At 62.9% G+C, this 21405-nt stretch carries 10 protein-coding genes and 1 pseudogene; 3 read left to right on the forward strand and 8 right to left on the reverse strand.

Annotated elements, in window-relative coordinates; genetic code table 11:
• Window positions 1–207: 207 nt before the first annotated feature.
• From ACGHEN_RS07530 to ACGHEN_RS07560, 7 genes are all read right to left on the reverse strand, one after another.
• The gene (locus ACGHEN_RS07530; protein WP_390398575.1) at window positions 208–2181 is read right to left on the reverse strand and encodes a hypothetical protein; all 1974 of its coding nucleotides are present in this window, start codon (window positions 2179–2181) and stop codon (window positions 208–210) included.
• Window positions 2182–2297: 116 nt separating this feature from the next.
• On the reverse strand, window positions 2298–2660 hold the full coding sequence (locus tag ACGHEN_RS07535) for a desulfoferrodoxin family protein (protein ID WP_225093766.1): 363 nt from the start codon (window positions 2658–2660) through the stop codon (window positions 2298–2300).
• A 150-nt stretch (window positions 2661–2810) separates the two neighbouring features.
• A complete protein-coding gene (locus ACGHEN_RS07540) occupies window positions 2811–6284 on the reverse strand; it encodes an SNF2-related protein (RefSeq protein WP_390398578.1) in 3474 nt (1157 codons plus the stop codon).
• Window positions 6285–6420: 136 nt separating this feature from the next.
• On the reverse strand, window positions 6421–10224 hold the full coding sequence (gene dnaE / locus ACGHEN_RS07545; RefSeq protein ID WP_390398580.1) for a DNA polymerase III subunit alpha: 3804 nt from the start codon (window positions 10222–10224) through the stop codon (window positions 6421–6423).
• A gap of 178 nt (window positions 10225–10402) precedes the next feature.
• Entirely contained in the window at window positions 10403–14029 is a 3627-nt protein-coding gene (locus tag ACGHEN_RS07550) for a UvrD-helicase domain-containing protein (RefSeq protein WP_390398583.1), read from the reverse strand.
• A 3-nt stretch (window positions 14030–14032) separates the two neighbouring features.
• The gene (locus ACGHEN_RS07555) at window positions 14033–17182 is read right to left on the reverse strand and encodes a PD-(D/E)XK nuclease family protein (protein ID WP_390398586.1); all 3150 of its coding nucleotides are present in this window, start codon (window positions 17180–17182) and stop codon (window positions 14033–14035) included.
• Between the two features lie 184 nt (window positions 17183–17366).
• Entirely contained in the window at window positions 17367–17666 is a 300-nt protein-coding gene (locus ACGHEN_RS07560; RefSeq protein WP_022094855.1) for a YerC/YecD family TrpR-related protein, read from the reverse strand.
• A 324-nt stretch (window positions 17667–17990) separates the two neighbouring features.
• Here ACGHEN_RS07560 and ACGHEN_RS07565 point away from each other — a divergent pair, with 324 nt between their 5' ends.
• Entirely contained in the window at window positions 17991–18356 is a 366-nt protein-coding gene (locus tag ACGHEN_RS07565) for a phage holin family protein (RefSeq protein ID WP_035137358.1), read from the forward strand.
• Between the two features lie 141 nt (window positions 18357–18497).
• Here the strand turns inward: ACGHEN_RS07565 and ACGHEN_RS07570 are convergent, their stop codons facing one another.
• Entirely contained in the window at window positions 18498–18926 is a 429-nt protein-coding gene (locus tag ACGHEN_RS07570) for an Rrf2 family transcriptional regulator (RefSeq protein ID WP_022094857.1), read from the reverse strand.
• Window positions 18927–19178: 252 nt separating this feature from the next.
• Between ACGHEN_RS07570 and cysK the strand changes: the two genes are divergently transcribed.
• The gene (gene cysK / locus ACGHEN_RS07575; RefSeq protein WP_250787430.1) at window positions 19179–20117 is read left to right on the forward strand and encodes a cysteine synthase A; all 939 of its coding nucleotides are present in this window, start codon (window positions 19179–19181) and stop codon (window positions 20115–20117) included.
• Window positions 20118–20295: 178 nt separating this feature from the next.
• Window positions 20296–21399, forward strand: a pseudogene (gene mnmA, locus ACGHEN_RS07580) (tRNA 2-thiouridine(34) synthase MnmA); the annotation flags it as partial.
• Window positions 21400–21405 lie beyond the last annotated feature (6 nt).

Raw genomic sequence — 21405 nt, forward strand, 5'->3', positions numbered from 1 at the left:
ATAACACAACGCTAGCCCTATAAGTCAGCCGAGATCGAATTGTAGGTTGAGCATACGCAAGCGAGCGCCCGCCAGAGCGAGCAAGGTGCCTTGAAAGAGGAGGGCATTGACCTGGTGGTCATGCCCGACGATTGAAAGGCAGATTGCCGCTCTGGCGGGCGCGCAGCGTCGACTCGTTACGCGGTTTGGTAAAACCGCGTAACCTTTTTAGTTCTGCGAGAAGAATGGGAACTGTCGGGGGTCTACCGGCGGATGCGGCATCGGACCACCCTGCGGTCCGCCCTGGCCGCCCATCATTTTTTCGATGGCGTCCTGGACCTCGCCCTCAAACCGCTTCATGCCCTCATGCAGACGACGCTGACCGTCCTCGGAGCGCAGCTCTTCCATCTGCTCGGGCGAAATACCCAACAGCTCGCCTAATAAGCCCATCATCTCGCCGCGCATACGGTCACTCGTATCGTCGTCGGCAAAGCGTCGCACCTCAGCGCGTGCCAGCGAATCAACCGTCATGCGCTCCTTGCCGTTGAGCCCCAGATCGGACCACGCAAGCATGTACGGCCAAGCGCGCTCGGCAAACGAACGGGCCGAGACGATCGGCACCGTCGGCAGCATGTGACGAGCAGCCTCACCTTGGCGCACGAGTATCAACAGCAGCGAGCAGGCCTCGGGCTTGCCGGCGGCCATCGGGATGTCGTCGAAAGGTCGATTGCGGTCTACGTGCGACTCAAGCGCACCATCGACCTCGCCCGGCTCAAGCCCGCCAAGCAGCTGCGCCGCGCGGTCGAGCATGTCGACCGGACCGTCAAGCGTCGAGAGCGCTTGCGCCAGCACGCGATCCATGCAATCCTCCACCGCGTTGAGCGTCACGAGCTCTTGGGGCACCACAGCCGAGGCGCGGTTGCGCACGCGCGCCACAAACTCGAGCGTCGATAGATACACGTCGCCAAAGGGCGCAAAGTCGCCCTGGTAGCCGCCGGACAACGCGGGCGCCGCCAGCGCGTACTCGGTCTTGGAAAGCGGGCTCAGCGCCATGGCGCCCAGCTCGAGCGCCGTATCCTCGAGCATCAGGCCCAGCGCACGCGAACGCAGGCGTTCGGCATCGCCCGCCGACACGTCGCGGTCGAGCACGCGCGCTGCATCCGGCGCATCGCGCTCGACGGTGCGAATGTGCAAGCGCTCAGCAATTGAGCGCACGGCAGAACAGCGGGCGGCCTCGGCCTCCTCCTGCGCCGGTGTAAAGATGCGATTGCGCCCCAGCACCAGGCCAATCACATTACGCGGACCCAAGGCATCGACGGCGAGCGCCGCCAATAGGGACGACGGCAGATCGCCCTCGAGCGCCACCACGGCACGCGACGCACCGCGGGCGCGGGCATTGTCGCGCACGGCAAGCACCAGCGCCTGCCACAGCCACTCCTCGGAGCGAAACTGGGGCAGCTCATGGTCCTCCAGGGCATCGAGCATCACGCCGCGCTGAATCTCCTGAACCAGCAGGCTCTCCTCAAAGCACGGCGCCTGGGCCACCACGCGACCGCAATCGTCGAGCACAAACGACCCGCCGGTATACACCGACTCGTCATAGGCACCGACCGGCGCCATGCAGGCAAACCACACACTGCGCTTGGACGCGATCTTGCGGTAGGCACCGCTGCGCACGGCGGCAATGGCGGCAGTCTCACGGTCGGTCATGTCAAACGCGTTGAACTGGAAATAGGCGATGAGGTCGACGCCGGTCGGCAGCATCTCGAGCTCGCGATCTAGGTCAAACACCACGGCGATGCGCACGCCGTCCACGTCAAACACCGGCGGTGCCCAACGCGCGTCGTTGCTCTCGCCACGCTGCAGGGCGATGCTTGCGCGCGCGGGCACCACGCGACCATCCTTAAGCATCATGTAGTCGAGCAGAGGCTGGCCCTCAAACGAAACCGCAGAGGGCACGATGCAGATCATGTCGAGCTCTTGGATGCGCTCGGCAACGCCCGTCAAGCCCGTCAGCATATCGTGCTCAAAATCGGCAGCGCCCACCAGGCTGCCCGGCATGGCGCCCATAAAGAGCGGGGCCGGAACGCACAGCACGCGCGCGCCGCGCTCATGAGCCAGGCGAGCCTGGTCCTCGATGCGGCCGCAAATGCCCTCGATGTCACCCAGGCGCATATCGATCTGTGCAAGTGCGAGCTTCATGGCCCAGCCTTTCCGTCGTAAATCGTCGTTGCCGTAGTAAAAGCGCCGGCCGCATAATGCAGCCGGCGCTCGCATGTGCATATGCTAGCTATGATACCCCGAGCGGGGGCGCGCTCCTAGAACGTCGCGGACCACAGCCCATGCAGGTTGCAGTAGGCATAGACGGTACCAGTCTTGGAGCCGCCAGCGAAAAACGTCGTGGGCTTCATGCCGGGCTCAAGGTAATGGACCTCCAGGCGGCCCTCGGCCTCAAGCGCGATCCACTCGATGTAGTGCTCGGGCAGCATGGGGTGCTCCGTCGAGCCCACGCGCGCGCGAATGACGTGGCCGTCGCGCTCGATCTCGACAACGGGCACATGCTTCTCGTGCGCCGCGTCCTCGGTGTTCGCCGTCAACTCCGTGCAGCCGGCAGGGGTCGCAACGTCGTCGCCAAGGGCAGCAACAAGCTTGCCATCGGAGTCCTTAAAGAATTTCGCCATGATGTTCTCCTTTGCTGATGTGCCAATGTACTTGATCCTTCTTATGCCCAAAGAGCGCCGGGCCATCCATGGCATTGCAAATGAACACATAACGGGCGAGAACGGTGGGGCGGCGCGTACTATCCGCCCTGGCGGCCCCACCCGAGCGGGTTAGCGACCGTCGCCACCGAGCAGCGCCAGAACATCCTCGCGCGTGAACAGCGCCGATGAGATGCCGTCGCCGCCGAGCACGCTGTTGACCAGATCGCGCTTGGACTCCTGCATCTGCATAATGCGTTCCTCGATCGTGTCCTTGGCGATGAGCTTGTACACGGTCACGGTGTGCTGCTGGCCAATGCGGTGGGCGCGGTCGGTCGCCTGGTCCTGCGCCGCCACGTTCCACCACGGGTCGTAGTGGATGACCACGTCGGCAGCCGTCAAATTAAGGCCCACGCCGCCCGCCTTGAGCGAAATCAAGAACACCGGCACCTCGCCCGCTTGGAACTGCGCAACCATCTTGGCGCGACTCTCCTTAGACGATGCGCCCGTAAGCTTAAGAAAGGCGATATCCTCCTTGACCAGGCGCTTGCCAATGATATCGAGCATGCCCGTAAACTGGCTGAACAGCAAGATGCGGTGACCGCCGTCAAGCGCGCCGTGAACGAGCTCCATGCACGTATCGAGCTTGGCGCTTCCCGCCTTGTAGTCCGCATAGTGCAGATGCGGGTCGCAGCAGATCTGACGCAGCTTGGTGAGCTCGGCAAGTACCTTGAGCTTGTCTTTCTTAAACTCCCCGGCCTCGCGGTGCTGCACTTGCTGGGCAATGCGGTCCTGGTTGGCCAGGTAGAGCTTGCGCTGCTCGCCGGTAAGCTGCGCCATCACCGTATCCTCGATCTTCTCGGGCAGATCGGCCACCACCTCTTCCTTGACGCGACGCAGCACAAACGGCGATACGAGCGCCTGCAGACGAGCGGCACTATCGCCCTCAGCATGCTCGACGGGACTCTCAAAGCGCTTGGCAAATGAGTCGCGCGTGCCCAGAAGACCCGGCATCAAAAAGTCGAAGATACTCCAGAGCTCGGACAGGCGGTTTTCGATGGGCGTTCCCGTCAAGGCAAAGCGCACGCCGGCCGGCAGGCGCTTGGCGGCGCGCGCCACCTGGGTGAGCGGGTTTTTAATGTACTGGGCCTCGTCGAGCACCACGCGGGTAAAGTCCTGCTCGATGTATTCGTCGATGTCGCGGCGCATGAGGTCATACGACGTCACGACCACGTTGTGCTCGGCTGCGCCGGCAATTTGCACGCGACGCTGGGCTTTGGCGCCCACGATGGCGCACACATCAAGCGAGGGGGCAAAGCGCTCCAACTCGGCAGCCCAGTTGTACACGAGCGACGCGGGGCATACCACGAGCGTGGGCTTGGTATCCCCCGCCTCCACGCGCGCCAGGATATGTGCGATCATCTGCAGCGTTTTGCCCAAGCCCATATCGTCGGCCAAGATGCCGCCGAGGCCCAAGTGCTCAAGCGAGCCGAGCCACTGATAGCCGTCGACCTGGTAGCCACGCAGCGTAGCCTTGAGCGAGGCGGGCACCGTAAAGTCCATCTTGCCGAGCGTGTCCAGACGCTCGACGGTGCGGCGGAACGCGGCGTCGCGATCGGCCTCGAGCGCCGGCGTGCGCGCGAGCATGCTGTCGACAAAAAGGGTGCTCGAGGCGGGAAGCGACACGCCGTCGAGCAGGTCGACGGCATCGACGCCCAGGTCCTCGGCAAGACCAAACGCGGCACGAGCGCCCTCGTCCAGGCGAACGATGTCACCGGACGTAAGGCGCGCAAACGTCTGGTGGCGCTTATACGAATCGAGATAGATGGCAAGGTCAGCCGCTGAAAGCCCGCTCGCACCCAGCTCGACGTCGAGCAAGTTGCTCTTGACGGTCGCACGCACCGAAAGCTTGGGCGCAGGACGGACCGAGATCTGGCGCAGGCGATCGCTGAGCATGATCTCGCCCAGTTCGGACAGGGCAGACAGGCCCTCGGTCAGCAAGTGGAACAGGCGGGCGTCATCGCGCTCCTCAAATGCCAGGCCGCCCTCGTAGAAATCGAAGTACAGGGCAGCCGTGTCCATAACGCGAAACTCCGCCACCGTATCGCGGGGCGGAACGCCGGGGCGTTGTTCTTCGAAGGGACTGCCCGGAGCACCAAGACTAAAGAGATCTGCCGACCAATCACCGTAGGTCACCGTAATCTTGCAGGTCACAAGACCATCGTCGACGCCAATCGCCATGGCAAAACTCGGCTCGGGTGCCACGGCGTCGAGCGCGGCGGGAGCGGTCAGGTCGGTATAGTCGCGCAAGATAGGCAGCGCCATGCGGCAGAACTCGCCCACCTGGTCGGCGGCGATATGGACCGGCGTGCGGCAGGGCAACAAGTGCGAAAGGAACGACGCCGCATGTTGGGCAAACGCCGTGTCGGTACGGCGCGCGCGGCGCGTATCGACCAGATAGGCTGCGTCGCTCGCGACAAAGCAATGCGTATCGGCCGGCAGGCGCAAGTCGTAGCTGCCTCCCGCCGCCGGTGCAATCTTGGCGGCAAGAAGCGGCGGGCGCTTAGCCGGGACTTCGCTCTCCCCCTGCGGCGACGACTCGACGGCCACCTCGTAGGAGCGATGCGTCGTCGTCCCCCGCGACCGAGCGGGCTCAAAGGACATGGTCCTGCCGCGCAGCAGGTCCAGCACGGACACGACGGAATACTCGGATACCGGCAACTGACGCTCGGCGACAAAGCCGCTGCGGGCAAAGTCATACGATGCCGAGCGCGAGCTCGTAATATCGCCTAGGTAGGCGACCGTCATTGCGATAAAGTCGAGCAGCTTTGTCGACACGTCATCGAAAGCCTCGGGCACATGGACAAACGTAAGCTTCTTGCCATAAGAGAACGTACCGCCGCGCACATAGGCATCGGCCATGCCGTCGATATCCTTAACCACGTAGGACACCGAACCGCAGCGAATGCGAAACTCGAGTGCCCAGTTAAAGCGATCGGCAAACAGCGGATTGTAGTACGGCACCAGCGAGGGCTCCAGCACCGCTTTGGGCGCATCGGGGTCGATGGTGCCGGCGAGCTTGCGACGCATGGCCACGAGCTCGTCCATGCGCGCGTCCGAAAGATCGGAAAGCGCCGCCACAAGGCTCGGGCTCGTGGGGACGGGTGCCGGGAAGGGAAAGTTGGGGTTGACCGCAGATGCGGTGGGCGCGGGGTGTGTGGGCTGCTTTGACTGTGCGGGCGGTGCCGTAAACGTGCGGACCGGCGTACGCAAGCCCTCGACGGGCTCGGCGCCACTGGCATCCAGATACGCCAGCGCCGTGGCGATAGCGTGCTTGCACATGCCGGAATAGCGGAAGGCGGCGGGGCAATCGCAGTCGTAGTCGACAACCTCGTGCTCGTCCATGTCGAGCGCCACGTGCGTCTTGTACAGGTCGCCGCGCGAGCCGCGCACCGTGCCCTCAATAGTCACATTTTTGGAGAAGCGCGAGCCGGAGTCCTCAAACGACAGCACGGCGCCGTTGAGCATGAGCGAGCGCCCCTTCATAAAGGTACTGCTGAGCGCCGCCTCCTTACGAAGCGCCTGCGCAAACGTCCCCTGCTCCATCACTTCCTCCAATCTCGCATGCCAAATAATTTTTTCTGGGACGGGGATGAAAAAATCATTCCCGTCCCAGAAAGACTGGTCTTCCGCCACACGTCACCCAAAATGATTTTTTAATCCCCGTCCCAGAAAAATCATCTTAGATCACCGTCACGCGGCCTTGGTTGCCCACGATGGCCTTTGCCTCTGCCAACAGCGGAATCGAGCGTGCGTTGACCTTGGCAGGCACCTCGGCACGCAGCACGCGCCCGTCCACCTGCTCGATAAAGATCTCCACGCGGTCGCCGCCCGGGTTGGCGGTAAGCACCGTGGCAAGACGCGCCATATTGCCCTGGCTAAAGCGGCTGTTGGGCACCATGACCTCAAACACCTTGGGTTTGTTGTTCTCTTCGTTAAGCTCCAGCGGCACGATCTCCTGCGCGATGATCTGGTCGCCGCGGTCCGAGCGCTCGAGCTTGCCCTTAATGCGCACAAACGCATCGGACAGCTGGGCACCGGTCTCGGGATCGACCTCGCCGTACAGGTACCCCTCGGCCTCCTTGTAGGTCTTGGGGAACACCACGACCGTGGCCTCGCCTTCCATGTCCTCGAGCTGCACAATACCCATGGGGTCGCCGTTTTTGGTCACGCGCTTGGATACGCTCGAGACCATACCGGCCCACCACAGCGCCTTGCCCTCGGGAATCTCCTGGTTGATGGTACCGCCCGTGGGGTTTTGCACCTCGTAGCCGGTGTCGATCTGCGAGAACGAGAAGTCGCGCGCTTTGCTGAGCGCATACTCAAACGGGCGCAGCGGGTGGTCCGAGACGTAGATGCCCAGAACCTCCTTCTCCTGGCTCAGCTTAAGGTGGCGGTCCCACTCCTGGCCGTCCGGATCGGGCACGCTCACCTCAAAGCCCGAGCCCTCGACATCGCCGAACATGTCGAAGAAGGACGTCTGGCCGCTCGCACGATCCTTTTGGCGCTTCACGGCGGCATCGATGATGTTCTCGGGGTTGTTCTTATCCACAAAGTGCATCATCTGGCGGCGCGGATACCCCGTGGAGTCGAAGGCGCCTGCCTTGATGAGCGATTCAATCACGCGACGATTGGCCTGGCTCGAGTCCACGCGCTCGACAAAGTCGTGCAGCGTCTTAAACGGGCCGCCCGCCTCGCGCTCGGCGATAATCGCCTGCGCCACGCCGGTGCCCACGCCGCGGATGCCGGCCAAACCAAAGCGCACGCCCTCCTTGGTAGCCGTGAACTCGGTACCGGACTCGTTGACATCTGGCGACAGCACGGGGATGCCGTCGTGACGGCACGCCGAGACGTAGTGCACGATCTTGTCGGTCTTGCCCGTATAGGACGTCAGAACGGCCGCCATGTACTCGTGCGGATAGTGCGCCTTGAGCCACGCCGTCTGCATAACCAGGATGGCGTAGCCGGCGGAGTGCGACTTGTTAAAAGCGTAAGATGCGAACTCGAGAACATCGTCCCAAATCTTCTGGGCGACCTCGCGCGTGTAGTTGTTCTTGATAGCGCCGTTCATCCAGTGGTCGTAGGTGGTCTCGTCCGAGCCATCCTCCCAGTGGAGCACCGTCGACGTGAGCAGCTTGATCTTCTTCTTAGCCACGGGTTTACGGATACGCGAGTCCGATTCGCCCTTGGAGAAGCCGCACATCTCGACGGAGATGAGCATAACCTGCTCCTGGTAGACCATGGTGCCGTAGGTTTCGCCCAGGATGTCGTCCAGACGGTCGTCGTAGGAGACGGCCGGCTCCTTGCCGTTCATACGGTTGATGTAAGACGAGACCATGCCGGCGCCCAGCGGGCCCGGGCGGTATAGAGCGATCAATGCCACGACGTGCTTGTACTCGGTAGGCTTCATGTTCTTGATCGTGGCCGTCATGCCGGCGGACTCGACCTGGAAGACGCCGGCGGTGTGACCGGAGCCCATGAGCTTAAAGATCTCGGGGTCGTCAAAGGGAATCTCTTCCTCTTTGATGTCGATGCCGAAGTTCTTCTTGATATTTGCCTTGGCCTTGGAGATAACCGTCAGCGTGCGCAGGCCCAGGAAGTCCATCTTGAGCAGGCCCATGTCGGCAACGGTATGGCCCTCGTACTGGGTAATCTCGACGCCGCCCTTGGTGTCGAGCTTGGTGGGCACGTGCTCGTTGACGGGGTCGCGGCAGATCAGAACGGCGCACGCGTGCACGCCCTCGCCACGGGTGAGACCCTCAATCGAGAGCGCCGTGTCGATGATGCGGCGGGCGTCGTCATCCTTTTTATAGGCCTCGGCAAAGTCGGGGTTAAACAGATCCTCTTTGCCGGGTTGTTTTTCGAGTACCTGCTTGAGCTTGACCTTGGGGTCGCTCGAGACCATCTTGGACAGGCGCTGGCCCATGTAGACCGGGTAGTCCAGAACGCGCGCGGCATCGTTGATGGCCTGCTTGGCCTTGATGGTCGAGTAGGTGATAACGTGGGTGACCTTCTCGGGGCCGTAAAGCTGGCGAACGTGCTCCACGACCTCGAGGCGCCGCTCATCGTCGAAGTCCATATCGATATCGGGCATCTCGGTACGCTGCGGGGACAGGAACCTCTCGAACATCAGGCCGTTCTCGAGCGGGTCGAACGCGGTGATGTTCATGGCGTAGGCGACGATAGCGCCGGCGGCCGAGCCACGGCCGGGGCCGACGCCGATGCCGTTGTCCTTGGCCCATTGCACGTACTCGGCGACGATCAAAAAGTAGGCGGCAAAGCCCTTGTCGCAAATGACCTTGTATTCGTACTCAAAGCGCTCTTTGATGTTGACGCCACCGATCTCGCGCGTGGCCCAGTCGTCACCATAGTGCTGGCGCAGGCCCTTCTCGCACTCGCGGCGGAACTGGCTCTCGTGCGTCTCGCCGGGATCGAGCAGTGGGAAGCGCGGCAGGATGATGGAGTCCCAGTCCAGCTCGACGTAGCACTTGTCGGCGATCTCGAGCGTGTTGTCGCAGGCCTCGGGGCAATACGGGAACATCGCCCGCATCTCCTCCTCGGTCTTCATGTAAAACTCCGAGCCGGTCATGCGCATGCGGTTGGGGTCGTCGACCTTGGCGTTCATGCCGATGCACATGATGACGTCCTGCACGGGCGCGTCCTCGCGGCGCAGGTAGTGGAAGTCGTTGGTGGCGATGACCTTGACGCCCACTTGCTTGGCAATATCGATGAGCGTGCGGTCCATCTGCTCGTCGGTCAGGCCGTTGTCGGTGGTAATGCCGTGTTCCTGAATCTCGATATAAAAGTCGCCGGGATCGAAGGTGTCGCGGAAGGTCTCGGCCCACTTGATGGCGCCCTCCATGTCACCGCGGTCGATGTATTTGGGAATGATGCCCGCGATGCAGGCGCTCGTGCAGATCATGCCCTTGGCATGGCGACGCAGGTTGTCGAGCGTCACGCGCGGCTTGTAGTAAAAGCCCTGCACAGCGGCCTCGGAGACCGTCTGCATCAGGTTGACGTAGCCCTCCTGGTCCTTGGCCAGAAGAATCATGTGGTAGAGCTCGGGCTTATGGTCGCGGGCGAGCGTCTCGTCCGGCGTAAAGTAGACCTCGCAGCCAAAGATGGGTTTGATGACCAGGGGCGGCTTGAGCTCGTCGATGTTGCCCTTCTCGTCCCACATGGCCATGTCCTTCACATACTGGGCATGCTCGCGCGGGCTTTCCTCGGGATCGGGCTCCACCAGCTCGTCGCGGCGGTCCTTTTCCAAGAAGGCCTTGTCGTGACTCCAGGTTTTGTACTCGGGCGTGTTGTGGTTAACGGCGTCGCAGGCCAGCGCCAGGTCGGGCACGCCATACATGTAGCCGTGGTCGGTAATGGCGACGGCGGGCATGCCCAGCTCAACGGCACGGTTGACCATATCCTGGATACGGGTTGCGCCGTCGAGCATGGAGAAAACAGTGTGATTGTGCAGATGGACGAATGCCATGTAATGAGCTCCGATGCGGGTTCGTGATCTTAGGGTTACGATTCTACCGCACAGCGCGGACGGCACCCGAACCTAGCCCAAACCCACACGGCTCCTCTTGCAGTTGCGGTGAAATGCGGACTGTTTGGCGGCTTTTTTGACCAAAACAGTCCGTATTCCACCGCAAGTTATCTGAGGACTAGAGGTTGTAGGTGACCACTTGAGGTTCGGCGGGATTGACGAAGATGGTTGGATTCGCCCGCTCCACGCGAACGAACTTGACGGTCACGACCTCAAAGCCCGCCTTGTGCAGAACGTCGGCGTAAACGCGCGCCTGCAAGGCGTGTTTCTCGAGCAGCTGCTCCGGCGTCTCATCCGGCGTGCCGCCCGTCTTGTAGTCGATGACCAGTGCGCGCGACGGATCCGCCGGGTCGGTTGCCAAGGCATCGATGGCGCCCTCGGCATAGGCGCCGTAGCGGGCGATATCCTCGTCCTCGCAGCCCAGCGAGAAGAACGGCACCTCGGCACGGATGCACGGCCACGCGAGCAGCTCGGCACGAACCGACGACTTGAGCCAGCGATCCAGAGCGACATCGAAGCGCTCGCGCTGTTCCGGCGTCAGGCGCCACAAGCGAGCCAGGGCGTCGGCACGCTCAACGGGCAGCGCATCGGCACCCATCTCGATGAGCCACTGGCAAGCGGCGTGGAAGGCCGAGCCCAGCGCCATGGGGTTGCCGGCGGGCTCAACGGCGGCCACGTCTGCATCCGTCATCTCCGAGCCATCCGACTCCGCATCATCGCCGGCCTCGTCCATGGGCACGTGTGCCTCGGCGGCACGATCTTCCGTCTCGGCATGAAGCGCCGCGGCAATTGACGAGTAGCTATACGAGTCACGCACCGGGAACGGACAGATGCCCATGCGCACGCCCACTGCCTGGGGATACACGAGCTCAAACGCATCGGGCTTGGGGTCGGCAGGACCGGGCACAGTTGAGCGCGCAGCATTATCAGCGACATCGACATCGCCGCGAACGAGCCTGCCCTCGGCATCCAGCGAAGCGTTAGCCTCAAACGCCTGCTCACCAAACGTAAAGTCCGCCAGCGAGATGAGCTCGTAGTCGCCCGGCTGGGAGTTGTCGAACACCAGACGGTCGCTATCGAGCTGCGGCATGTCCAGACTATCGGTCGGCAGGATGCGGCGCAGCACGTCGTAGGTCAGATCCGTCTCGACATCGAAGGTCGGCGCCATCACCTTGCCGCGGCTCACACCGGCATCCATCGCCAAGATCACCAGCTCGCCCGCTCGCGTCATGGCAACATAGAGCAAGCGGGCCCGCTCCTCGAGCGAAAGCTGCAGGTCGTCGTTGCGCAGGCGAGCAAATGCCTCGGCGGGAGAACCCGTCGCACAGACGTCCTCCATGAGCTCCGGCGGCAGCCACAGCGACGTACCCTTGCCCTTAAACGCGTGTTCAAACTGCTTTTTGACGTCATCGCCCTTCACGAAGGTTCCGTCGGCAAGCTTAACGCCATCGAAGCGCGCCGGCAGCGCCACGACTTGCGCTCCGCCCTCGACGCGACCCATCTGTGCCGCACCGGACGATTTGCGCACGCCAAAACACTCGGCAACCGCCACGACCGGATACTCCAGGCCCTTGGACGCATGCACGGTCATGATGCGCACCGCGCCGTCGCCCTCCTCGTTGAGGGCGCCCGGGGCCTCCTTGCCCGCCAAGAAGCGGTCGAAGGCGAGCGCGATGGAGCGCGGAGAATTGCCGAGCTCGGCCTCTGCCTCGGCCACGGCGTCGAGCGCCTTGAGCACGTTGGCGGCAATGGCCTTGCCCTCGGGGCCGCGCTGCGCCAGACGCACGAACCAGCCGGAGGCGTTGACCACATCGCGCGCGATGGCGGCGAACGAATCGCGTCCCACGCGACGAAGCGCGTAGCGCAGCACCTCGCGGGCACGCGTCACGAGCGGCAGGTTCTGCAAACCCGGCACATCGGAATCGCTCATGATGCCCACATCGATATTGCGGCGCGACGTCTCGCCCGTCTGCTCGTCGAGCTTGGTCGCCAGCGCCAGGAACTCCTGGGCGCCGAGTGCAAACATCGGCGAGGCCAGCAACGGCATAAGGCCTTGGGCCGTATCGGCCGGATTGGCGAGCGCGCAGACCAGGGCACGCACCGTCTGCACCTCGGCCGCCTGGGCAAAGACCGAGCCGCCTGCGATGACGCAGTCGAGTCCTTGGTCGCGGAAGGCCTGCGCGTAGACGTCGGCATTGGTCATGCGACCCAGCAGCAGCACCATGCCGCCCTGGGGCTGGCCGGCATCGGCAAGCGCATGGAATCGCTCGGCGATCGCACGGGCCTTGGCCTGCGTGCGCTCCTGCATACTGCCGCCGGCAACGAACAGCGCCTGGCGGCGCGAAGCCTTTGCCTTGAGCATGTCCTTGCGTTTGTCGCTCGGTTCAAGATCCAAGAACCCCTGCATCAAACCACCGGTGTCGCCGTCAAAGACGCGCGCCACATAGCGCAGCACCTCGTCGTGGCTGCGGAAGTTGCGCACGAGTTTGACGAGCTCGCCGGCGGGAGCATCGGACGTGGTGACCGTCTCGGACGCCGTCGTCGAACCCACCTTGCGCTCCTGGCGGCGAAACACCTCGACCTCGGCACCACGGAAGCGATAGATCGACTGCTGCGCATCGCCCACCGTGCACAGCGCGCGCTCGCCCGCACCCGTCAAATAGCGAATCAGATCGACCTGCATCTGGTCGGTATCTTGGAACTCGTCGATCATGACCATCTTAAAGCGGCCCTCATAGGCAGCTCGAATAGCCGGGTAGTCGCGCAGCGCCTCGTACGCCATGCGCAGCAGGTCATTGTTATCGAGCGCGGACTGGTCGGCCTTGAGCGCACGGTACTCCGCCTCTACGGCACGGGCAAGCCCCACCAGCGCATCGAGCGCCGGGCCGCCGCAGGCAAGCACGATATTGATAAACGCATCGGCGGCCTCGGCCTTGAGTAGCTCCACCTGCTCCTTAGGAAACGCCTTGCTCGCCCGAGGCATACTGCACGACATCATGAGTCGCGCCGCATCCTCCATGGTTTTGCCGCTCGCCTCAAACGCGTCGATGGCGTCGAGTGCCACCTGCGCTTTCTCGGTCGTGGCCTTGCTTGCGCCCAGCGCCGCACGATAGGCATCGGCAAGCGCCGAGGTGTCGGCCTGGCCGCGCGCCACGCACACATCGTCCATGCCGCCCGGAAGCTGGCTCGATAGCTCCAGCAAGTCGCGCACCAGGCCTTTGATGGTGGTACCGGCGCCAAACGTCCCGCCCTCGCCCGCCATGGGATACCAGGCGTAGAGGGCCTTAAGCGAAGTGGCGAGCTCGGGCGCGGCATCGGGCGCCGTCGCGCGCCCCAGCACATGCTCGACAGCCTGATCCATAAGCTCGTCGGTATCGGTGAGCACCGTGAACTCGGGATCGATGCCCAGCTCCAACGCATGCGCGCGCAGAATGCGCGAACACATGCCGTGAATGGTCGAGATCCAAGCGTCATCGACCGTCAGGGCCTCTTCGTCCATCCCCTCGTCGATAAGCGCACGGCGCACGCGGTCGCGGATCTCGGCCGCGGCGTCTTTGGTAAAGGTAATGGCGAGCACCTGGTCCAGATGCTCGACAAACGGACCGGATTCGGGCGAGAGCGCATAGACGATGCGGCGCGTGAGGGTAAAGGTCTTGCCCGAGCCGGCACCTGCCGAGACAAACAGCGGACGGTCGAGCGTTTTGACGACTTGCAGCTGTTGCGGCATCAAAGTCGAAAGATCCATGGTCTACACGTCCCTCCTTACAAACGTTCCTTCGTGGTTATACGAGCAGCGCGCATGCGCGGCCTGCGCCGACGTCGGATCGACAGCGGCGACGTCGCCCGCCTCGAGCTCGCGCAGGCGCTCGGCAATGCCGGCCTCCACGCGGTCGAGCAGCGCATCGAAGTCCATGTTGCCGCCCTCGCCCGGAAAGCCCTTCTTGAGGCCCGGGATGCGACCGTCGCCGCGCTCTTCCTCGAGCAACTCGGCACTTGCGGCACCACGCAGCGCGGGCTTGCCGCCCTTGGTCGAAAAATAGAGCGCAGCACGGGTATCTAGGCCCAGCGCCCGACGCATGGCCTGGGCGTAGATGAGTGTCTGGGTATGGGGCGGCAGCCAGCGCGGGTCGTCGATGGGGGCCTCGCCCGACTCCTCGTCGCGCACCGTGGGGTCGGCGAGCTTAAACTCCTCGACACCCGAACGATGCTTGTAGTCGATTACCACGGCGCGATTCTCGGCATCCACGTCAACGCGGTCGATGCGCCCACCGAGCGGCCAACCGGCATACTCGACCTGGAGCTCGTTGAACGCAAACTCCAGGTAGCGCGGCGCGAAGGGCGCGAGCGCCTCGGACTCGTAGGCGAGCACGCCCTCCAGTTGCGGCAAGATCTCGGCCGCCTGGCGCTCCTCCACTGGAGAGAGCGGCACCAGCGGGCCCTCGGTACCGCGCTTGCCGGCGTGCTCGGCCAGGGTCTCGGCAAAGACCTCGTGCAGCAGCTCCTTCGCGCGCGGCAGATTCATGGGCGTCACGCGCTCCATGCCCTCCTGCGGAAGACGTGCATGCAAGTGCTCCAGCACGTCATGGACAAAGTTGCCCTTCTCCATGTTGCCAAAGCCCGCATCGATGGACTGAGGTTTGACGCGATACGAGACGAACCAGCACAGCGGGCAGGTGGAATAGGCCTCGATCTGCGAGGCGGACGTCAGGCGCGGCACGAGCGGCGCGTCCTCGCCCTCGCCATCGCGACGACGCAGGACCAAATACGGCACGGCCTCGGCACTCAGATGCTGAGGGGCTTCACAGGTCACGCGCTCGCGCTTGAGACCTTCGCCTGCCGCGGGATCGAAGTCCCTTACGATATCACCCTCACCCACGCACTTCGCCTTGTCGGCGCCAGCGGCTTTAGCGTCACCAGCGGTCTTAGCGTCGTCAGCGATCTTAGCGCCGTCAGCCTCGGCATGCGCCCGCAACTCGGTCCACACGGCAGCCGGATAGCACTCGCGCGCCTGGCGATCGTGGGTCACACGGGCGAGCGTAACCGGGCCGCGTGACGCCTGCATCGCGTGGCCAAAGCGCGCGCGCAGCAAGGCCGCGGGCTCAAGCGTCACGCCCTCGCGACCAAGGCTCGCCGTCAGCGTGGCCAGCGGCCCCTCCTCGTGCGAGAGCGGATAGCTGTCCAGATCGACATCGGCAAACAGTACGGCATCGTAGCTGCCGGGGCGCAGAGCTGCCGCATCGGCAAGCGAAGCAAAACGAACCTGAGCACGTGGCGCACGGTCAACCTCGTAGGTCTCGTAATCGTAGGCGGTGCTACGCTTGTCCACCTTGGTGCGAATGCCATCGAGCACGGGCACGGTCGCGGCCTGCGACACGTCGAGCACGCGGGCGCCATTCATAAGGATGTCGATGGCGTGGCGCAGCAAGGCCACCTCCGCCTGGCGACGAGCCTGACCGTCAAGGCCTCCAAGGGCGCGATCGGGCAACGCCTCGGCAACGGCAAGCATGGCCTTGAGCGCCGTCACGGGCTTGTCACGCCACAGCGCCTGGAACACGTCCGAAACCACACACGGTACGTTCTTAAACCAGTTGTCGTCGCTCGCCGCCTTGCGCGCGCCCCTCACCTGGCCTTGGACACTCTGCAGCAGGCTCTTAACGCTCGCGGTAGTCTTGCTACGCGAGAGACGCATATTCTTATCGAAGGCACGGGCATTGACGGCATCAGCGCCCGAAAGCGGACTGTAGATCCAGTCGGTAAGCTCCGGCGCGGGCCACCACTCGGTCTTTGACGCCGTGCCCTCATCGGCGGTCTTCATGCGCTCGATCAGGCCGGCAAGCGCCGCAAACTGCCTGCCCGCAATGGATTGGGAAAACGCCGTGAACTCAGTTGTCTCGGCAGCGATATGGCGAGCCGCCAGACGAGAGGCGAGCTCACCGAACAGCTGGGGTGCCCGGGCAGAAACGACGAGCACGCGCACGGGGTCGGTGGGCATTGCAGTAGCTTTATCGGCCTTGGACTCCTTGTGCGCTTTCACCAACTTATCGACGGCGTCCGCATAGACATGAGCACGGGCATGGGGACCGGCGACCTCAATAAAGACAGGCTGAGCGGCAGTCCCGCAAGCGACATCAGACGCGACGGCGTCCTCCCCCAGCGGCGCAATCTCAAACAGCACACCGCGGGCATCAAATGCCGCGGCAAGCTCCTCGCGCATCGCCGCCTGCTCGCGGGCAAGCAGCACGACGACCTCTCCCCCATTGTTCGCCACGGCAGACAGCAGCTCGAGCAGACCGTGCGTAAACGACGTGATACCGCGCACGCATACGGCGCGAGTGCACGCCGGCAGGCTATCGGCCAGGACACTGGTCATAATGTCAGCTGCCTCGCAGGGCTCAACCATATCTCGACGGTCCAAACCGCCCGCGTAGGCGCGCAAAAGCTCGAACACACGAGCCTCGGCATCGCTTTTTGGCTCAGGCCGGCAGTTGTCGCCACGGCATCGTTCGGCACCCGTCCCCGCAACGCCCGGCAACACGTCGCGGGCCATGCGCGCGAGCATGCGCACTGTGCCCTGGCTGCGCGAAAGCGGCTGCAGAGCGGCGTCGTCGCGGCGGTCGATCATGTCCGAGAACAGCATCTGGCGCTGAAGGTTGTCCACAAAGCTGCGGCCATCGCCCATAAGCTCCCACAGCGAGCTGAGCCACGATGTGGGCGTCTTGTAGTCGACACCCAGTGAAACCCCGGCTTCCGCCGCATCATGGCGGCACAGGTCGAGCTCGGCAAATGTTGGCGCCAACAGAACAGCGCGCCCGTGGCGGGCAACCAGGTCGGCAAGCAGCGCCGACTCGGCATCGCTCAAATCCGTGCCGGCATTGGTGGTATAGATTCGAACAGGCATGGTCCTCCGCTCAAACCGTTCGCAATAATCAATGCATCCATCCTACCCGCCCAAGCGGACACATTGCCACCGCAGTTCCATCTTTTGGTACAAAGCAACCTGAACCCAACGCACCAGCCGATTGCAGGCATATAAAAACCGCCCCCGGAGGGACGGTTCTTCGTAATTCAATGTTGTCGCTGGCCTACTCGCCATCCTCCAACTTAATGAGGATCTTGCGGTAGCCACCGTACTCGCCGTTCAGCGCCTTTGAAACGCGGCTCACCGTGGTGGACGAAGCGCCGGTACGGGCCTGAACCTCAACATAAGGCTCGCCCTCGTCCAAATAGCGCGCAACCTGCAAACGCTGAGAAAGGTCGCAAATCTCGCGCGGCGTGCAGATATCGGTCAAAAACGCTTGGATATCCTTCTCGTCGTCCAAAAGGCTAAATGCGTGGACCAGCTGCTTGACATCAGGCTTGTCAAACATGTTCTCGATATTCATCGATCACCGCCAAACCCGCCAAAAGGCATCGAAGTTGATACTGACATCGGGCATCGTTCACCCGTTCTATGCAATAGGGCAACGCCTGTGGCTTTTGCCCGTAGCAGTGTAGCACACCACCAAACTAAAGCGACAAGACTCTCTGCCAGCGGCGCGTTTTTCAGGACGAACGCCGTTTAGAAACCATATGCGCACGTAAGCTCCACGAATATTTGAGACAATGGGCGCCCAAACACCGCGGCGCGCCCGCGCAACCATCCAGGTCGCCGCCGTAAGCCGCTTCACGCGACGCCAGCAATCCCGGCGCAAGAAAGGATTCACGCCATGCGCTTTATGCTTAACTGGCTCTTCACCTCGATCGCCATCGCGATCGCCACGTTCCTCGTCCCCGGTATCCAACCCTTCGGCTTTGCCGAGACCTGGGTCTGCTTTGCCTTTGTGGGACTGTTCCTGAACATTGTCGATTCGTTCGTCAAACCGTTCCTCACGGTCATCTCGCTGCCGCTCACGATCATTACGCTGGGCATTTTCCAGCTTGTCGTCAACAGCTTTATGCTTGAGCTCGCGAGTTACCTGTCGGTCAACCTGCTGGGCGTCGGCATCTCCATCGCCAGCTTTGGATCGGCCTTTATGGGCAGCATCCTGGTGTCCATCACGCGCAGCATCCTCGACAGCATCGCCGAGGACTAAAATGGCCATTCCGGCCGTGTCCGTCTCAACAGCCCAAAACGAAGGCCGCCCATCGCAAAAATGGGCGGCCTTCTTATTTGCCAAGTCTCAAAGGGCGAGAAAATCTACCATTTCCACCCCGTCCCCAAATGCAGGTGTGGGTTAGATGACGTAGTCGTAGCCATGGTTGGGAGCGACAAGTTGATCGAGCGTCACACCGTCGAGGTAGTCGTTGATGAGCTTGTCCAGGTTCTTCCACACGTCGAGCGTGGGGCACTCATCCGAACGCGAGCAGCCCTTGCAGTCGCCATCCAGGCAGGCGACCGGCGCCAGACTGCCCTCGGTCAGGCGCAAGATCTCGCCCACCGTGTATTGCTCGGGCGGGCGCGTGAGCACATAGCCGCCGCCCTTGCCGCGCATGCCCGAGAGCATGTTGGCGCGCACGAGCGTAGCCAAAATGTTCTCGAGATATTTCTCGGAAATCCCCTGTCGCGCCGCGATCTCTTTGAGCGGGATGCGACCGGCTGCCTGGTGCTCGGCCAGATCGACCATAACGCGCAGGGCATATCTGCCCTTAGTAGAAACCAACATGTATAGTGCTGCCTTTCGGTCATTTAGTCCGTAGAAATTCTAGCCGAAAAATTGGTTTTGAAAATACCTATTCCCGTCAAGCTGGTTAATCGACTCGTAATAATCTTCTATTTCCTATTGCGTTACTAGGCTTTAGTGCCTACTATGCTTGCCAACAGCAAACGAACAACCTATAAGGTTTGTGGGTTTCGCTGCTACACACACCGTAAAACCACACGGTATCCAGTCATTTGAACACTTTGGAGGTTCACCATGAGCAATGTTTACACGTCCATCGATCAGCTTATCGGCCACACTCCGCTTCTGGAGTTCACTCACTTTGAGGCCGATGAAGACCTCAAGGCCCGCGTGCTCGTCAAGCTGGAATACTTCAACCCCGCCGGGTCCGTCAAAGACCGCGTCGCCAAGAACATGATCGACGAGGCCGAGAAGGCCGGCAAGCTCGTGCGCGGCGGCGACTACACCATCATCGAGCCCACGAGTGGCAACACCGGCGTCGGCATCGCCTCGGTGGCGGCGGCCCGCGGCTACAAGGTGATCATCACCATGCCCGAGACCATGTCCGTCGAGCGCCGCAAACTTATGCAGGCATACGGCGCACAGCTCGTGCTCACCGACGGCTCCAAGGGCATGAAGGGCGCCATCGCCAAGGCCGAGGAACTGCAGAAGGAGACACCCAACAGCATCATCGCCGGCCAGTTTGTAAACCCCGCCAACCCCGCCATCCACAAGGCCACGACCGGCCCCGAGATCTGGGATGACACCGACGGCAAGGTCGACATCTTCGTCGCCGGCGTTGGCACCGGCGGCACCGTGACCGGCGTGGGCGAGTTCCTCAAGGAGCAGAACCCCGAGATTCAGGTTGTCGCCGTCGAGCCCGCCACTTCCCCAGTGCTCTCCAAGGGCCAGGCCGGCCCGCACAAGATCCAGGGTATCGGCGCCGGCTTTGTGCCCGACGTCCTCGACACCCAGGTCTATGACGAGATCATCCCCGTCGAGAACGACGACGCCTTTGCCACCGGCCGCGCCGTGGGCCACAAGGAGGGCGTGCTCGTGGGCATTTCGTCCGGCGCCGCCGTGTGGGCCGCACTGCAGCTGGCCAAGCGCCCCGAGAACGAGGGCAAGACCATCGTGGCGCTGCTTGCCGACACCGGTGAGCGCTACCTGTCCACGGCACTCTTCCAGGACTAGGGCCTCTCGTTCTTAGAACGAGTCCAAGGCACGCCGGCCTCCCCTCTCTTCTGGCAGCCTGAGCTCATCCCAACAGGGTGTCCCACGAGACGTCCGAACTTGATACAATGTCTGCGGCGCGGAACCAGCCTCCCGCGCCGCTTTTCTTTTTTGGCCACATGCCACCAAGGAGAACCTCCCCATGCACAACAAGCGCGTGCTCGTCGCCATGAGTGGCGGCGTCGATTCCAGCGTGACCGCGCATCTGCTCAAGCGCCAGGGCTACGAATGCGTCGGTGCCACCATGCGCCTCACCTGCCCCGCGCCCGATCCTGCAACGGGTATGAGCAAAGTCGACCGCGACATCGCCGATGCAAAGGCCGTCGCCGAGCACCTGGGGATACCCCACCACGTGCTCGACCTGCAGCAGACATTCGACCGCAACGTTATCGAGCGCTTTGTGACTGCCTATCAGAAGGGGCTGACGCCCAACCCGTGCATCATCTGCAACCGCCACATTAAGTTTGGCGCGCTGCTCGATGCGGCGCTGGACATGGGCTGCGACTACATCGCCACAGGTCACTACGCCAAAACGAGCCAGGCGTCCGACGGCACCTGGCAGCTGAACCGCGGCGAAGATCCCAAAAAGGACCAAAGCTACTTTTTGTATTCGCTCACGCAAGAGCGCCTGGCACGCACGATCTTTCCGCTGGCTGGGCTGGACAAAGAGCGCGACGTGCGCCGGATTGCCGCCGAGCAGGGCTTCATCAACGCCAAGAAGGCCGAAAGCGAGGATATCTGCTTTATCGCGGACGGCGACTACGCGGGCTATATCGAGCGCCGCTGCGGACATCCCGCTGCACCGGGCGACATTGTGTGGCGCGACGGCAGCGTGGTCGGACGCCATAACGGCGCGCTGCGCTATACCATCGGCCAGCGCAAGGGTCTGGGCGTCGCGATGGCGCATCCCGTGTACGTAACGGGCGTCGATGCCGCCAACAACACCGTACATCTGGGCGAGGCAGAGGACCTGACGGCCACGGCGCTCACGGCCAACGACTGGATCTGGAGCGCCCCTGCCGACCGCATGGAGGCCGAGCTGGATGCCGGCGGCATCCGCGTGGGCGCCAAGTACCGCTACCGACAGAAAGACCAGGCAGCGATCCTTACGTGCGACGAAGACGGGCAAATGTTGCTGACCTTTGACGAGCCGCAGCGCGCCATCGCCCCCGGCCAGGCTGTCGTTATATACCGCGGCGACATCGTCCTGGGCGGCGGCACCGTGACCGGCGCACTTAAGTAGCCGCGG

It is taken from the genome of Collinsella sp. i06-0019-1H4, from assembly GCF_042849575.1.
Taxonomy (GTDB): domain Bacteria; phylum Actinomycetota; class Coriobacteriia; order Coriobacteriales; family Coriobacteriaceae; genus Collinsella.

Excerpts from the sequence above, each read along its gene's own strand:
- ACGHEN_RS07530 (WP_390398575.1), bottom strand. The coding sequence starts at position 2,181 with ATGAAGCTCGCACTTGCACAGATCGATATGCGCCTGGGTGACATCGAG.
- ACGHEN_RS07550 (WP_390398583.1), bottom strand. The coding sequence starts at position 14,029 with ATGGATCTTTCGACTTTGATGCCGCAACAGCTGCAAGTCGTCAAAACG.
- cysK (WP_250787430.1), top strand. The coding sequence starts at position 19,179 with ATGAGCAATGTTTACACGTCCATCGATCAGCTTATCGGCCACACTCCG.
- ACGHEN_RS07570 (WP_022094857.1), bottom strand. The coding sequence starts at position 18,926 with ATGTTGGTTTCTACTAAGGGCAGATATGCCCTGCGCGTTATGGTCGAT.
- ACGHEN_RS07555 (WP_390398586.1), bottom strand. The coding sequence starts at position 17,182 with ATGCCTGTTCGAATCTATACCACCAATGCCGGCACGGATTTGAGCGAT.
- dnaE (WP_390398580.1), bottom strand. The coding sequence starts at position 10,224 with ATGGCATTCGTCCATCTGCACAATCACACTGTTTTCTCCATGCTCGAC.
- ACGHEN_RS07540 (WP_390398578.1), bottom strand. The coding sequence starts at position 6,284 with ATGGAGCAGGGGACGTTTGCGCAGGCGCTTCGTAAGGAGGCGGCGCTC.
- ACGHEN_RS07560 (WP_022094855.1), bottom strand. The coding sequence starts at position 17,666 with ATGAATATCGAGAACATGTTTGACAAGCCTGATGTCAAGCAGCTGGTC.
- ACGHEN_RS07565 (WP_035137358.1), top strand. The coding sequence starts at position 17,991 with ATGCGCTTTATGCTTAACTGGCTCTTCACCTCGATCGCCATCGCGATC.
- ACGHEN_RS07535 (WP_225093766.1), bottom strand. The coding sequence starts at position 2,660 with ATGGCGAAATTCTTTAAGGACTCCGATGGCAAGCTTGTTGCTGCCCTT.